At 59.1% G+C, this 13,123-nt stretch carries 10 protein-coding genes and 5 tRNA genes; 5 read left to right on the top strand and 10 right to left on the bottom strand.

What is annotated here, in order from left to right:
- Positions 1-13: 13 nt before the first annotated feature.
- The 7 genes from HU718_RS10735 to gltX form a co-directional block, all read right to left on the bottom strand.
- The gene (locus HU718_RS10735) at positions 14-847 is read right to left on the bottom strand and encodes an alpha/beta fold hydrolase (protein WP_186613606.1); all 834 of its coding nucleotides are present in this window, start codon (positions 845-847) and stop codon (positions 14-16) included.
- A gap of 30 nt (positions 848-877) precedes the next feature.
- Positions 878-1,417: a TetR/AcrR family transcriptional regulator gene (locus tag HU718_RS10730; RefSeq protein ID WP_007913421.1), complete on the bottom strand. Its 540-nt coding sequence runs from the start codon at positions 1,415-1,417 to the stop codon at positions 878-880.
- A 182-nt stretch (positions 1,418-1,599) separates the two neighbouring features.
- A tRNA-Glu gene (locus HU718_RS10725) sits at positions 1,600-1,675 on the bottom strand.
- Positions 1,676-1,755: 80 nt separating this feature from the next.
- Positions 1,756-1,831 (bottom strand) — tRNA-Ala (locus HU718_RS10720).
- Between the two features lie 53 nt (positions 1,832-1,884).
- A tRNA-Glu gene (locus tag HU718_RS10715) sits at positions 1,885-1,960 on the bottom strand.
- Between the two features lie 79 nt (positions 1,961-2,039).
- Positions 2,040-2,115: transfer RNA gene (locus HU718_RS10710), tRNA-Ala, on the bottom strand.
- 203 nt (positions 2,116-2,318) lie between these two features.
- A complete protein-coding gene (gltX, locus tag HU718_RS10705) occupies positions 2,319-3,800 on the bottom strand; it encodes a glutamate--tRNA ligase (RefSeq protein ID WP_007913414.1) in 1,482 nt (493 codons plus the stop codon).
- Between the two features lie 228 nt (positions 3,801-4,028).
- Between gltX and HU718_RS10700 the strand changes: the two genes are divergently transcribed.
- Both HU718_RS10700 and HU718_RS10695 read left to right on the top strand, forming a co-directional pair.
- The gene (locus HU718_RS10700; protein WP_186613608.1) at positions 4,029-5,078 is read left to right on the top strand and encodes an HlyD family secretion protein; all 1,050 of its coding nucleotides are present in this window, start codon (positions 4,029-4,031) and stop codon (positions 5,076-5,078) included.
- The gene (locus HU718_RS10695; RefSeq protein WP_189683902.1) at positions 5,068-6,618 is read left to right on the top strand and encodes an MDR family MFS transporter; all 1,551 of its coding nucleotides are present in this window, start codon (positions 5,068-5,070) and stop codon (positions 6,616-6,618) included. Before HU718_RS10700 ends, HU718_RS10695 begins: the two co-directional genes overlap by 11 nt.
- A gap of 114 nt (positions 6,619-6,732) precedes the next feature.
- Here the strand turns inward: HU718_RS10695 and uvrB are convergent, their stop codons facing one another.
- A complete protein-coding gene (gene uvrB, locus HU718_RS10690; protein WP_007913411.1) occupies positions 6,733-8,748 on the bottom strand; it encodes an excinuclease ABC subunit UvrB in 2,016 nt (671 codons plus the stop codon).
- Positions 8,749-9,085: 337 nt separating this feature from the next.
- Between uvrB and HU718_RS10685 the strand changes: the two genes are divergently transcribed.
- Both HU718_RS10685 and HU718_RS10680 read left to right on the top strand, forming a co-directional pair.
- A complete protein-coding gene (locus HU718_RS10685; RefSeq protein WP_186613610.1) occupies positions 9,086-10,282 on the top strand; it encodes an amino acid aminotransferase in 1,197 nt (398 codons plus the stop codon).
- 226 nt (positions 10,283-10,508) lie between these two features.
- Positions 10,509-10,709, top strand: a complete 201-nt coding sequence (locus HU718_RS10680; protein ID WP_016983541.1) for a hypothetical protein — start codon at positions 10,509-10,511, stop codon at positions 10,707-10,709.
- Here the strand turns inward: HU718_RS10680 and HU718_RS10675 are convergent.
- Positions 10,706-10,936 (bottom strand): hypothetical protein, encoded by a 231-nt coding sequence (locus HU718_RS10675; RefSeq protein ID WP_110719707.1) that lies wholly within the window; start codon positions 10,934-10,936, stop codon positions 10,706-10,708. The two genes, HU718_RS10680 and HU718_RS10675, sit on opposite strands and share 4 nt — an antisense overlap.
- Positions 10,937-11,155: 219 nt before the next feature.
- On the opposite strand from HU718_RS10675, the gene HU718_RS10670 reads away from it, so the two are divergent.
- Positions 11,156-11,231 (top strand) — tRNA-Asn (locus HU718_RS10670).
- Positions 11,232-11,460: 229 nt separating this feature from the next.
- Here the strand turns inward: HU718_RS10670 and HU718_RS10665 are convergent.
- The gene (locus HU718_RS10665; protein WP_095123368.1) at positions 11,461-12,984 is read right to left on the bottom strand and encodes a nucleobase:cation symporter-2 family protein; all 1,524 of its coding nucleotides are present in this window, start codon (positions 12,982-12,984) and stop codon (positions 11,461-11,463) included.
- Positions 12,985-13,123 lie beyond the last annotated feature (139 nt).

The following is a 13,123-nucleotide window of genomic DNA, read 5'->3' as shown; positions in this document are numbered from 1 at the left end:
AGTGTAACGGAGCTCAGGCCGATTGGCGCGCCTGAAGGCTGCGGCCGGCCAGCAGTGATAACACGCCATCAATCACCCGAGGGTCGGCTAGCACGCGCTGGTGCCCGCCGCCTTCAAGGCGCAACAGGCGACTGTCGAACCAGGATTCGTGGATCAGTTGCGATTCCTTGACCGAGACGAAATTGTCGTCCTCGGCATGCACGATCAGGCCGGGCATATCCAGTTGATAGTGGGCAACGTCGAGCGTCGCGGCGCGCATACCGACATCTTGCTCGACCTGGCGAATGAAGGCGGATCGCGCTCGCGGCGGCATGCCGACGTAGCGGGCAAAACCGCGCAGTACGCCAAGAATGCGAGCAGGCGCGGCGATGCTGACGAGGGTTTCGGTGCGCAAGCCCAATTGCACGGCGAGCATGGCGCTGGCGCCACCCATGGAGTGGCCGATCACCGCTTGCAAGGGTGGCAGCTCGGCAGCCGCTTCGAGCATTGCCCGAGCGAACAACACGACATTGGCTTCACGCCCCGGCGAACGTCCGTGGGCAGGACCATCAAGCGCGACGACGGTATACCCGGCATCGACCAACGCGGTGATCAGCGCGGCGAACTGGGTTGGCCGCCCTTCCCAGCCGTGCATCAGCAGCACCGTCGGGCCTTGGCCCCAGCGCAGCGCCGAAAGCCCGAAGCGCAAGGTGATGCGTTCGGAACTGGCCAGCAGCGGCAACTCCCAATCGCGCAGTGGCAGCGTGCGCGGCGTCATGAACGCCAGACGCATTTTGCTCGCAACCCGTTGCGGTGCAATCCAGCCCAAGGTGCCATTAACGCCACGAACCCACTTCAACGTGCTCATCGCTCTCTCCTCAGGCGTGCTGCCTTCAGGTCAACGCACCGCCGACTTGGCAGCGCGCAGCAATCGATCGGATAAATCTCCCGGGCCCAGCGCCCTTGCGAGCGCCAGACCACCCACCATCAAGGCCACGTCGGCCAGGGCTTTGTCGGTGTCCTCAGGGCTGGACGCCAACTGCGCAATCATCAACTCCAGGTGTTCGTTCAGCGCGATGCGGAACGATTCCGGCAGACGACCCAATTCGCCAATCGAAGCTGGAATCGGGCATGCGGCGTCGCTGGAATCACGATGCTTGCGCGACAGGTAGAACGCGGCGACCAAGGCGCGGCGCTCTTCGCCGGTCAATTCGGCATCCATGTCGGCAATCAGGTCGCGGCGGCGACCGAGCAATTGCTTGAACGCTTCGAGCATCATCGCGTCCTTGCTTTCGAAATGCGCATAGAAGCCACCGACGGTGAGGCCGGCTGCGCCCATCACTTCGCCCACGCTCGGGTCAGCCGGGCCACGCTGAATCAGTGCGGCGCTGGCAGCCTTGAGGATGCGTTCGCGGGTTTGAGCTTTTTTATCGTTCATCGTTGCCTCCGAATATTACGACTAGAATATTATTCGCATAATAATATTCTGCAAGTCAAGGATATGACCGCTGGTCTGAAGCACAGTGTAAGGAAAAAGGAGATTTGGCCAAACGCCAGACAAACAAAAGGGCCATTCAATAATTGAATGACCCTTATAAAATCCCGCAGAGCGGGTAATCGTGGCGTCCCCTAGGGGACTCGAACCCCTGTTACCGCCGTGAAAGGGCGGTGTCCTAGGCCACTAGACGAAGGGGACACAAACCTTCTATACAACTGATCAGTGCTGAGATCTGATCGATTCAAGGCCCGTGTGGCCAGACCTTGAACGTGTAAAATTGGTGGAGCTTAGCGGGATCGAACCGCTGACCTCCTGCATGCCATGCAGGCGCTCTCCCAGCTGAGCTAAAGCCCCGGATTTTTCGCCTCGCGGCGGAGCGACATCTTTCAACATCGCTTCTGTAAAACTGGCGTCCCCTAGGGGACTCGAACCCCTGTTACCGCCGTGAAAGGGCGGTGTCCTAGGCCACTAGACGAAGGGGACGCAAACCCTTCTATACAACTGATCAACGCTGAGTGTTGATCGCTTCGGAGCCGGTGTGGCCAGGCTTCGAAGTGTAAATTGGTGGAGCTAAACGGGATCGAACCGTTGACCTCCTGCATGCCATGCAGGCGCTCTCCCAGCTGAGCTATAGCCCCTCATCGTTGATGTCATCGCTGAGGACGGGGCGAATCTTAAGGGCGTATCGAAAGCCTGTCAAACTTATTTTTGAAAAATTTCAAAGTTTTTCGTCGGCATAACAATCACTTACCGCCCTCCCCCGTAAATTCGGGGGGAAAAACGCCGAAGGCCGGAATCAAAAGATCCCGGCCTTCGGTGGTTCCTGCAGAGTCAGGCGTGCTTAAGCGATAGCGCCCAGCAGCTTTTCCCACTCTTTGTTTTCTTTCTTCGACACGCCGCCCAGCAGGTCGATTGCCTGGCGCAGACGATAACGGGTCAGATCCGGGCCGAGGATTTCCATGGCATCGAGCACCGAGACCGAACTCGCCTGACCGGTGATCGCAGCAAACATCAGCGGCATCGCATCACGCAGTTTCAGCTCGAGGGATTCGACCACTGCCTGAATCGTCGCGGTGATGTTGTCCTTCTCCCACTGACGCAGGCTTTCCAGCTTCCACAGGATCAACTGCATCAACTGGCGAACCTGATCGCCGGAGAGTTTCTTCGATTCGAACAGCTTGGCATCCGGATTGACGCCACCAGCGAAGAAGAACCCGCCCAGCGGTGCAACCTGGCTGAAGGTTTCGACGCGACCCTGAACGTGCGGCGCGATCTTCATCATGTATTCGGAATTGAACGCCCACTTCTGCACGCGTGCGGCGAACTCTTCCACCGGCAGATCACGCAGCCACTGGCCGTTGAGCCACGACAGCTTCTCGATGTCGAAGATCGGCCCGCCGAGGGAAACACGCTTGAGGTCGAAATTGTCGACCATTTCCTGCAGCGAGAACTTCTCGCGCTCGTCCGGCATCGACCAGCCCATGCGACCGAGGTAGTTGAGCATCGCCTCAGGCATGAAGCCCATGCGCTCGTAGAACGTCACCGAAGTCGGGTTCTTGCGCTTGGACAGCTTGCTCTTGTCGGGGTTACGCAGCAGCGGCATGTAGCACAGCTCGGGTTGCTCCCAGCCGAAGTATTCGTACAGCAGAATCAGTTTTGGCGCCGATGGCAGCCATTCTTCGCCGCGCAGCACGTGGGTGATGCCCATCAAATGGTCGTCGACGACGTTGGCGAGGAAGTACGTCGGCAGGCCGTCGGTCTTCATCAGCACTTGCATGTCCATGCGATCCCACGGGATCTCGACATCGCCACGCAGCATGTCCGGCACCACGCAAACGCCTTCGCTCGGCACTTTCATGCGGATCACGTGCGGTTCGCCAGCAGCCAGACGGGCCGCGACTTCTTCCTTCGACAGCAGCAATGCGCGACCGTCGTAGCGCGGAGTTTCGCCGCGAGCCATTTGCTCGGCGCGCATCTGATCCAGCTCTTCAGCAGTGCAGAAGCATGGGAACGCGTGGCCCATGTCGACCAGTTGCTGGCAGTACTTCTGGTAGATGTCACCGCGCTCGCTCTGCCGGTACGGGCCGTGCGGGCCGCCGACGTCCGGGCCTTCGCTCCAGTCGATACCCAGCCAGCGCAGGGCGTCGAAGATCTGCTGTTCGGACTCGCGGGTCGAACGCAACTGGTCGGTGTCTTCGATCCGCAGGATGAACTCACCGCCATGCTGCTTGGCAAAGCAGTAGTTGAACAATGCGATGTAAGCGGTACCTACGTGGGGATCCCCGGTAGGCGATGGCGCGATGCGAGTGCGGACGGTGGTCATGGCATGTCTCGAAAAGAATGAAAAGCAAAACAATCAAGCGGCGAATGGTAACAGGCGACACCCGCCCCGCTCCAGCGGGCAGGGCATTTAAGCCAAGTTTGCCTCTGGAACGCCCGTAAGCCGTGGTGAATGGGCAAATATCAGCGGATGGCATTTACCGTTTATCGGCTGTATGCCAGATTCACCTGCTGATAACTTTCCTTACAATTCCTCGACTACAGTTTGCCCATGCCTGCCCAACTCAAGCGTCGCCTGTTGATTTTCCTGCTGCTCGTCCTGCTGATCGCCGGGGGCTTTTTTGCCCATTGGTTTTTCAAGGGACGCTTCTATGAAAGCACTGACAACGCTTATGTCCAGGGCGAAATCACCCGTGTTTCGAGCCAGTTGGGCGCGCGCATCGATGAAGTGCTGGTGCAGGACAACCAACACGTGGAAAAAGGCCAGTTGCTGGTGCGCCTCGAACCCAATGATTTCCGCCTGGCCATCGACCGCGCCAATGCCGCCCTCGCGACGCGCGAGGCGGAACGCCTGCAAGCACAAAGCAAACTGACCCAACAATCGAGCCTGATCGCCGCCAGCGATGCGCAAGTGGCGACCACCCAAGCGACACTCGGCCGTTCGCAGATGGATTTGTCGCGTGCCGAAACCCTGCGCAAACCCGGCTATGTTTCCGAAGAACGCGTGACTACCCTCTCCGCTGACGCTCATATCGCCCGTTCGCAAGTGGCCAAGGCGCAAGCCGACGCACAGGGCCAGCGCCAACAGGTCAACGCCCTGAACGCGGAAATCAAACGCCTCGACGCACAGATCGCCAACGCCCGCGCCGACCTCGCGCAAGCCGAACTCAACCTGACCCGCAGCGAAATCCACGCGCCGATCAGCGGCCTCGTTGGCCAACGAGCCGCCCGTAACGGCCAAGTGGTGCAAGCCGGCGCTTACTTGCTGTCGATCGTCCCGGACGAAGACATCTGGGTGCAGGCCAACTTCAAGGAAACCCAGATCGGCCATATGCAACCCGGCCAAAAAGCCGAACTGACCTTCGATGCCTATGGCGACACGCCGATCGAAGCGCGGGTCGATAGTCTGTTCGCCGCCTCCGGCGCGCAGTTCAGCCTGTTGCCACCGGACAACGCCACCGGCAACTTCACCAAAGTCGTGCAACGGATTCCGGTGAAACTGACTTTCAAGGCCGACAACCCGCTGCACGGCAAGATCCGTCCGGGCATGTCCGTCACCGCCACTGTGAACATCAAAGACGCTCCGGACAATGGCCGGTGATTCACTGATCCGCCCGGTCGGCGAACCGACCCGGCGCGATTGGATCGCGGTGATGAGCGTTATGCTCGGCGCTTTTATGGCGGTACTCGACATCCAGATCACCAACTCGTCGCTGAAAGACATTCAGGGCGCCTTGTCGGCGACGCTGGAAGAAGGCTCGTGGATATCCACGTCGTATCTGGTCGCGGAAATCATCATGATTCCGCTGACCGCGTGGCTGGTGCAATTGCTGTCGGCGCGACGCCTGGCGGTGTGGGTGTCACTGGGATTTCTGGTTTCCTCGCTGCTGTGCTCGATGGCCTGGAGCCTGGAGAGCATGATCGTCTTCCGCGCGATGCAGGGTTTTACCGGCGGCGCGCTGATCCCGCTGGCATTCACCCTGACCCTGATCAAACTCCCCGAACACCACCGCGCCAAAGGCATGGCAATGTTTGCCATGACCGCGACGTTCGCGCCGTCGATCGGCCCGACGCTAGGCGGCTGGCTCACGGAAAACTGGGGTTGGGAATACATTTTCTACATCAACATTCCGCCGGGCCTGATCATGATTGCCGGCCTGATGTATGGGCTGGAGAAGAAAGAAGCGCACTGGGAACTGCTGAAAAGCACCGACTACACCGGCATCCTCACGCTGGGGATTGGCCTCGGTTGCCTGCAGGTTTTTCTTGAGGAAGGCCATCGCAAGGACTGGCTCGAATCGAGCCTGATCGTGACGTTGGGCAGCATTGCACTAGTGAGCCTGATCACCTTTGTGATCGTGCAAATCTCCAAACCGAATCCGCTGATCAACCTTGGCATTCTGCGCAATCGCAACTTTGGCTTGTCGAGTATTTCCAGTCTGGGCATGGGTGTCGGGCTGTACGGCTCGATCTATCTGTTGCCGCTGTACCTGGCGCAGATCCAGAACTACAACGCCCTGCAGATCGGCGAAGTGATCATGTGGATGGGCGTGCCGCAGCTGTTCCTGATTCCGCTGGTGCCGAAGCTGATGAAGTTCGTTTCGCCGAAATGGCTGTGCACGATCGGCTTCGGGTTGTTCGGACTGGCGAGTTTTTCGTCCGGCGTGCTCAACCCGGATTTTGCCGGGCCGCAGTTCAATCAGATCCAGATCATCCGCGCACTGGGCCAGCCGTTGATCATGGTGACCATTTCGCTGATCGCCACGGCGTACATCCTGCCGCAGGACGCGGGGTCGGCGTCGAGTCTGTTCAATATCCTGCGTAACCTCGGCGGTGCGATTGGCATTGCCCTGTTGGCGACACTTCTGGATGCGCGCACCAAGACTTACTTCGATTATTTGCGTGAGGCGGTGGTGCCAACCAATCCGCAAGTCGCTGAACGACTGGCGTCGATGACCGATCGGTTTGGCAATGACACGGCGGCGCTGGGCAAGCTGAGTGAGATCGTCCATCAGCAGGCGGCGATCATGGCTTACAACGATGCGTTTCACTTTGTCGGGATTGCGCTGGGGATCAGTATGTTGGCGATTTTGTTGACCAAGAAATTGCCACAAGGGTTGAAGGCTGGGGAGTCTCATTAAGACCGCGTTGCCGCCATTCGCGAGCAGGCTCGCTCCCACAGGGGTTTTGTGAACGACACAGATCCAAGGTGGGAGCGAGCCTGCTCGCGAAGAGGCCCGCTCAGGCAATGAAGATCAAACAGCCAAAAGCCGCTCGCGCAGTTTGGCAATCTCATCGCGCATCTGCGCCGCCGCTTCAAACTCCAGATCCCGCGCCAGCTGATACATCTTCTCTTCCAGCGCACGGATGCGTTTGGTGATCTCGCTCGGCGAGCGCAGTTCGGCTTCGTACTTGGCGTTCTCTTCCGCAGCCTTGGCCATGCCTTTGCGCTTCTTGCTGCGCGAGCCCGGCACAGTGGCGCCTTCCATGATGTCGGCGACGTCCTTGATCACACCGCGCGGGGTGATGCCGTTTTCCAAGTTGAACGCTATCTGCTTGTCACGACGACGCTCGGTTTCGCCGATCGCCCGCTCCATCGAACCGGTCATGCGGTCAGCGTAGAGAATCGCCCGACCATTGAGGTTACGCGCGGCGCGGCCGATGGTCTGGATCAGCGAACGCTCGGAGCGCAGGAAGCCTTCCTTGTCGGCATCAAGAATCGCCACCAGCGACACTTCCGGCATGTCCAGACCTTCTCGCAGCAGGTTGATCCCCACCAGCACGTCAAAGGTGCCGAGGCGCAGATCACGAATGATTTCCACGCGCTCGACGGTGTCGATGTCCGAGTGCAGATAACGCACGCGCACACCGTGGTCGGCGAGGTAATCGGTGAGGTCTTCGGCCATGCGCTTGGTCAGCGTGGTGACCAGCACCCGCTCCTCGACCGCCACGCGTTTGCTGATTTCCGAGAGCAGATCGTCGACCTGAGTCAACGCCGGGCGCACTTCAACCTGCGGATCGACCAGACCGGTCGGCCGTACCACTTGCTCGACCACCCGCCCGGCGTGCTCGGCTTCGTAGTTGCCCGGGGTTGCCGAAACAAAAATGGTCTGCGGGCTGACCCCTTCCCACTCGTCAAAACGCATTGGCCGGTTATCCAGCGCGGAAGGCAGACGGAAGCCGTATTCGACCAAGGTTTCCTTACGCGAACGGTCGCCCTTATACATCGCGCCGACCTGCGGCACGCTGACATGGGACTCGTCGATCACCAGCAAGGCATCGGCTGGCAGGTAATCGTAAAGGGTCGGCGGCGCGGCACCGGCCGGACGCCCGGACAGGTAGCGCGAGTAGTTTTCGATGCCGTTGCAGTAACCCAGCTCGAGGATCATTTCCAGGTCGAAACGGGTGCGCTGTTCCAGACGTTGAGCCTCGACCAGTTTGTTGTTGCTGCGCAGGTATTCGAGGCGCTCCTGCAATTCGACTTTGATGTGTTCGATGGCGTCGAGCAGGGTTTCCCGTGGCGTCACATAGTGGCTCTTCGGGTAAAAGGTGAAGCGCGGCATCTTGCGGATGACTTCGCCGGTCAGCGGGTCGAATGCGGAAATGCTTTCGACCTCGTCATCGAACAGCTCGATGCGGATCGCTTCCAGATCGGATTCCGCCGGGTAGATGTCGATCACATCGCCGCGCACACGGAAGGTCGCACGGGCAAAATCCATGTCGTTGCGGGTGTATTGCAGATCGGCCAGACGCCGCAGCAGCGCACGCTGATCGAGCTTGTCGCCGCGATCGACGTGCAAAACCATCTTCAGATAGGTTTCCGGGCTACCGAGACCATAGATGCACGACACCGTAGTGACGATGATCGCGTCCTTGCGCTCCAGCAACGCTTTGGTCGCGGACAGGCGCATCTGCTCGATGTGGTCGTTGATCGACGCATCCTTCTCGATGAAAGTGTCGGACGACGGCACATAGGCTTCGGGCTGGTAGTAGTCGTAGTAGGAAACGAAGTATTCGACGGCGTTGTTCGGGAAAAACGCCTTGAACTCGCCGTACAACTGCGCAGCCAAGGTCTTGTTCGGCGCCAATACCAGCGTCGGGCGCTGTATCTGCGAGATGACATTGGCGATGCTGAAGGTCTTGCCCGAGCCGGTCACACCGAGCAGCGTCTGGTGCGCCAGGCCGGCCTCGATGCCCTCGACCAATTGGCGAATGGCTTCCGGCTGATCGCCGGCGGGCTCGAAGCGGGTGACGAGCTGGAATTCGGACATAAACACCTCTGGAATCGCGGCATTCCGAGCAAAGCGGAGCACCACGGGGACGACCGCAAACGACCGGTGTCGCGCAAGAAAAAACCTGGATTGTGCTCAATGTGGTGGCGATTGCCTCACCTTTCAAGGCAAACGTCCTACATCCGGTAAAGACTCTGACACGCGCAGTCGACTAACGGTCAAGAAATAATCGGAAAAACTTACCCGAAAAGCCGAATCGCCTGTCGCCATTGTTCAGTAATGGCCTCTATACTAGCTCCCCGTTTGTGCACCGCTCTAGTGCATCCGGCTGGAGCGCGACACGTCCCTCCATTCTCCATTCAGAGCCGCCGCAATAATGAGCCTGTTCTCCGCTGTCGAAATGGCACCCCGCGATCCAATCCTGGGCCTCAACGAAGCATTCAACGCCGATACCCGGACCACCAAGGTCAACCTGGGCGTTGGCGTGTACTGCAACGAAGAGGGGCGAATTCCACTTCTGCGCGCCGTGATCGAAGCCGAGACGATTCGCGTCGCTCAACACGCTTCGCGCGGTTACCTGCCGATCGATGGCATCGCTGCCTACGACCAGGCCGTGCAAAAGCTGCTGTTCGGCAACGACTCGCCGCTGATCAGCGCCGGTCGCGTCATCACCACTCAGGCTGTCGGCGGGACCGGCGCACTGAAAATCGGTGCCGACTTCCTCAAGCAACTGCTGCCGAACGCCGTCGTGGCGATCAGCGACCCGAGCTGGGAAAACCACCGCGCGCTGTTCGAAACCGCCGGTTTTCCGGTGCAGAACTACCGTTACTACGACGCCGCCACCCACGACGTAAACCGTGCTGGCATGCTCGAAGACCTCAACGCCTTGCCAAACGGCTCGATCGTTATCCTCCACGCTTGCTGCCACAACCCGACCGGCGTCGACCTGACCCCGGCGGACTGGAACAAAGTGCTGGACGTGGTTAAAGCCAAAGGTCACGTGCCGTTCCTCGACATGGCTTACCAGGGTTTTGGCGACGGCATCGATGAAGACGCCGCTGCCGTGCGCCTGTTCGCTGAGTCCGGCCTGACCTTCTTCGTCTCGAGCTCGTTCTCCAAATCGTTCTCGCTGTACGGCGAGCGCGTTGGCGCCCTGTCGATCATCAGCGAATCGAAAGAAGAAAGCGCGCGTGTGCTGTCGCAAGTCAAACGCGTGATCCGCACCAACTACTCCAACCCGCCGACCCACGGTGCGAGCATCGTTGCTGCGGTGTTGAACAGCCCGGAACTGCGTGCGCAGTGGGAAGCGGAACTGGCTGAAATGCGTCTGCGCATTCGCGGCATGCGCGAGCAGATGGTTGCCCTGCTGGCCGAGAAAGCACCGGGCCGCGACTTCAGCTTCGTTGGTCGTCAGCGCGGCATGTTCTCCTACTCCGGCCTGACCACTGAGCAAGTGCATCGCCTGCGTAACGAGTTCGGCATCTACGCCCTCGACACCGGCCGTATCTGCGTGGCTGCGCTGAACCAGAGCAACATCAAGGCAGTGACGGATGCGATTGTTCAGGTCATCTGATTTCGCTGCGTGATGAAAAACGGGAAGCCTTGGGGGCTTCCCGTTTTTATTTGTCCCGAATAACGCCCTATACCCTCTAGACTGCACACAAATCAAAATTGTGGGAGCGAGCCTGCTCGCGAATACGGTCTGTTAGCCAACAACGATGGCAACTGACCCACCGCATTCGCGAGCAGGCTCACTCCTACAGGTTTTGTGTACACCCGAGTTTTTTGAGAGAAACCACATGAAAAACGACAACCTGCGCGCCGACCGTGACGACCTGGATGATTTCATCCCCCGTGCCTCGGCCAAACGCGAAAAAAGCCTGGTGCTGCAAGTAGCGGCCGGGGTGTTTCTCGGTGGCCTGGCGCTGTGGCTGGTGCAACTGGCAGCCACTGCGGCCTACGCCAAACTGATGCTGGGCACTATCACCTTCGGCAGTTAAGCCAGTTCGCTCGCGCGCTGAGTCGCGGCATCGTCATAAACGACATACAGCGATTCGGCGATCTGGCTTTTGATCGCCTTGGTGCTTTCCAGACCGAGGACGAACCCTTCGGCCTTGCCGCCAGCGCGGTTCAGCTCTTCAGGGGTGCTGGCCTGGGTGATTGCATCAAAGAGTTTTTCGGCGTGGGGGCCGACGCCTTTGGGCAAGCTGATTTGCGCGATGCTCATGCGAACACCTCGTTGTTGCGGATTGACTGCTTCATGTCACGTACCTTTTCGGCGAATGGCCGGCAGCGCGTGTGACCACTTCCGGGCGGCCATGGTAGACCTCTGCTACGGTTCTGGTAACCGTCAATCGCTGACAAACCACCGTCCGTCCCGAAGATTCACTCATTTTCGCAACCGATGCTTGACTTCTCTTTTTGAATCAGTAACATACGCACCAATTCCGCAATAGCTCAGTTGGTAGAGCAAATGACTGTTAATCATTGGGTCCCTGGTTCGAGTCCAGGTTGTGGAGCCAAATAGCAAAGCCCCTGAATCGAAAGATTCAGGGGCTTTTTTGTGGGCGCTCGAAAAGCTCAGAAAATCGCAGCCTTCGGCAGCTCCTACAGATTCAGCGTTCATCCGCAGAATCGGCGGAGTATGAGATCTGTGTAGGAGCTGCCGAAGGCTGCGATCTTTTGATCTTGAAATGAAAAAGGGCCGATCTGCGGTTAACAGATCGACCCTTTTCTATTCAGCTACAGCGGTCAGACATGCTCGCTGCTTTTCACCTGCACCTTCGGCGCACCCTGCCCATGGTCGTGATCATCCGGCTCGATCACCGGCACTTCCTTGCCATCGCAGTCATGCAGCTTGCCATCGCTGAAGTAGTCACCTTCACGCAGCGCCGCCAGGTCGCGGTAACGCAAAGTCCGCTCTTCCGCCGCCGCAAACACCGATTGCTGATCCGAGTTACCGGCGGTGAAGTGGTTGAAGGCCAGGTTGAGCAGGATCGCCATGATCGCCGACGAGCTGATGCCCGAGTGGAAAATGGTCGCAAACCAGCTCGGGAAGTGATCGTAGAAGTTCGGCGCAGCAATCGGGATCATGCCGAAGCCTATAGAGGTGGCAACGATGATCAGGTTGACGTTGTTGCGGTAATCAACTTTCGACAGCGTACGGATGCCGCTGGCCGCCACGGTACCGAACAGCACGATACCGGCACCACCGAGCACCGAAGTCGGTACCGCCGCAATGACCCGGCCCATGAACGGCAGCAGGCCAAGGATCACCAGAAAGATGCCGCCAGTGGCCACCACGTAACGGCTCTTGATCCCGGTTACTGCCACCAGCCCGACGTTCTGGGCGAAGGCGCTCTGGGTGAACGAACCGAAGATCGGCGCAAACATGCTCGACAGCATGTCCGCCCGCAGGCCGTTGCCCAGACGCTTGGAATCGACCTTGGTGCCGATGATTTCACCGACCGCCAGAATGTCCGCCGAAGTTTCCACCAGCGTCACCATGACCACGATGCACATCGACAGAATCGCGGCGAAGTGGAAGGTTGGCATGCCGAAATGGAACGGCGTCGGGAAGCCGAACATCGGCCCGGTGGTGACGTTGGAGAAGTCCGCCATACCGAGGAATACCGCCAGTATCGTGCCGATCACCATGGCCAACAGGATCGACAGACGCGAGATGGTCGAGCTGCCGACCTTGCTCAGCAGCAACACCAGCACCAGCGTCACCGCCGCCAGACCGATGTTCTGCATGCTGCCGAAGTCAGGCGCGTGGCTGTTGCCGCCCATCGCCCAGCGTGCGGCCACCGGCATCAGCGTCAGGCCGATGGTGGTGATCACGATGCCAGTGACCAGCGGCGGGAAGAACTTGGTGATGCGTGAGAACACCGGCGTTATCAGTAAGCCAATCAACGACGCCGCTATCACCGCGCCGAGCACGGATTGAAAGCCGCCCTCCCCGCCACTGCTGACGATCGCGACCATGGTCGCCACGCCGGAGAACGACACGCCCTGCACCAGCGGCAACTGACAGCCAAAAAACGGTAGACCCAGGGTTTGCAGCAGCGTCGCCAGCCCCCCCGCAAACAATGAAGCAGCAATCAGCAAACCAATGTCCGCCGGCGACAGGCCGGCCGCCTGGCCGATGATCAGTGGCACCGCAACGATACCGCCGTACATGGTCAGAACATGTTGCAGGCCGTAAGCCATATTCGCGCCGACCCCGAGATTTTCGTCCTCGGGCCGTTGGTGTGAAACATGGGGCGTTTTCATGGTGGGAGGTTCCCTGGTTTTTGTTATGCGCACACTGTATTCAAAACTCGCGACAAGTGTCTATGGTTTTGTATACAAAATATCAGAGACGGGTTACTCGTCACTCAAACGCCCTGATGACTTGAGTACCCCCCTCATC

It is taken from the genome of Pseudomonas tensinigenes, from assembly GCF_014268445.2.
GTDB classification, from domain to species: Bacteria; Pseudomonadota; Gammaproteobacteria; order Pseudomonadales; family Pseudomonadaceae; genus Aquipseudomonas; species Aquipseudomonas tensinigenes.
The sequence above is the reverse complement of the archived record's forward strand: the minus strand, read 5'-3'. Positions and strand labels throughout refer to the sequence as shown.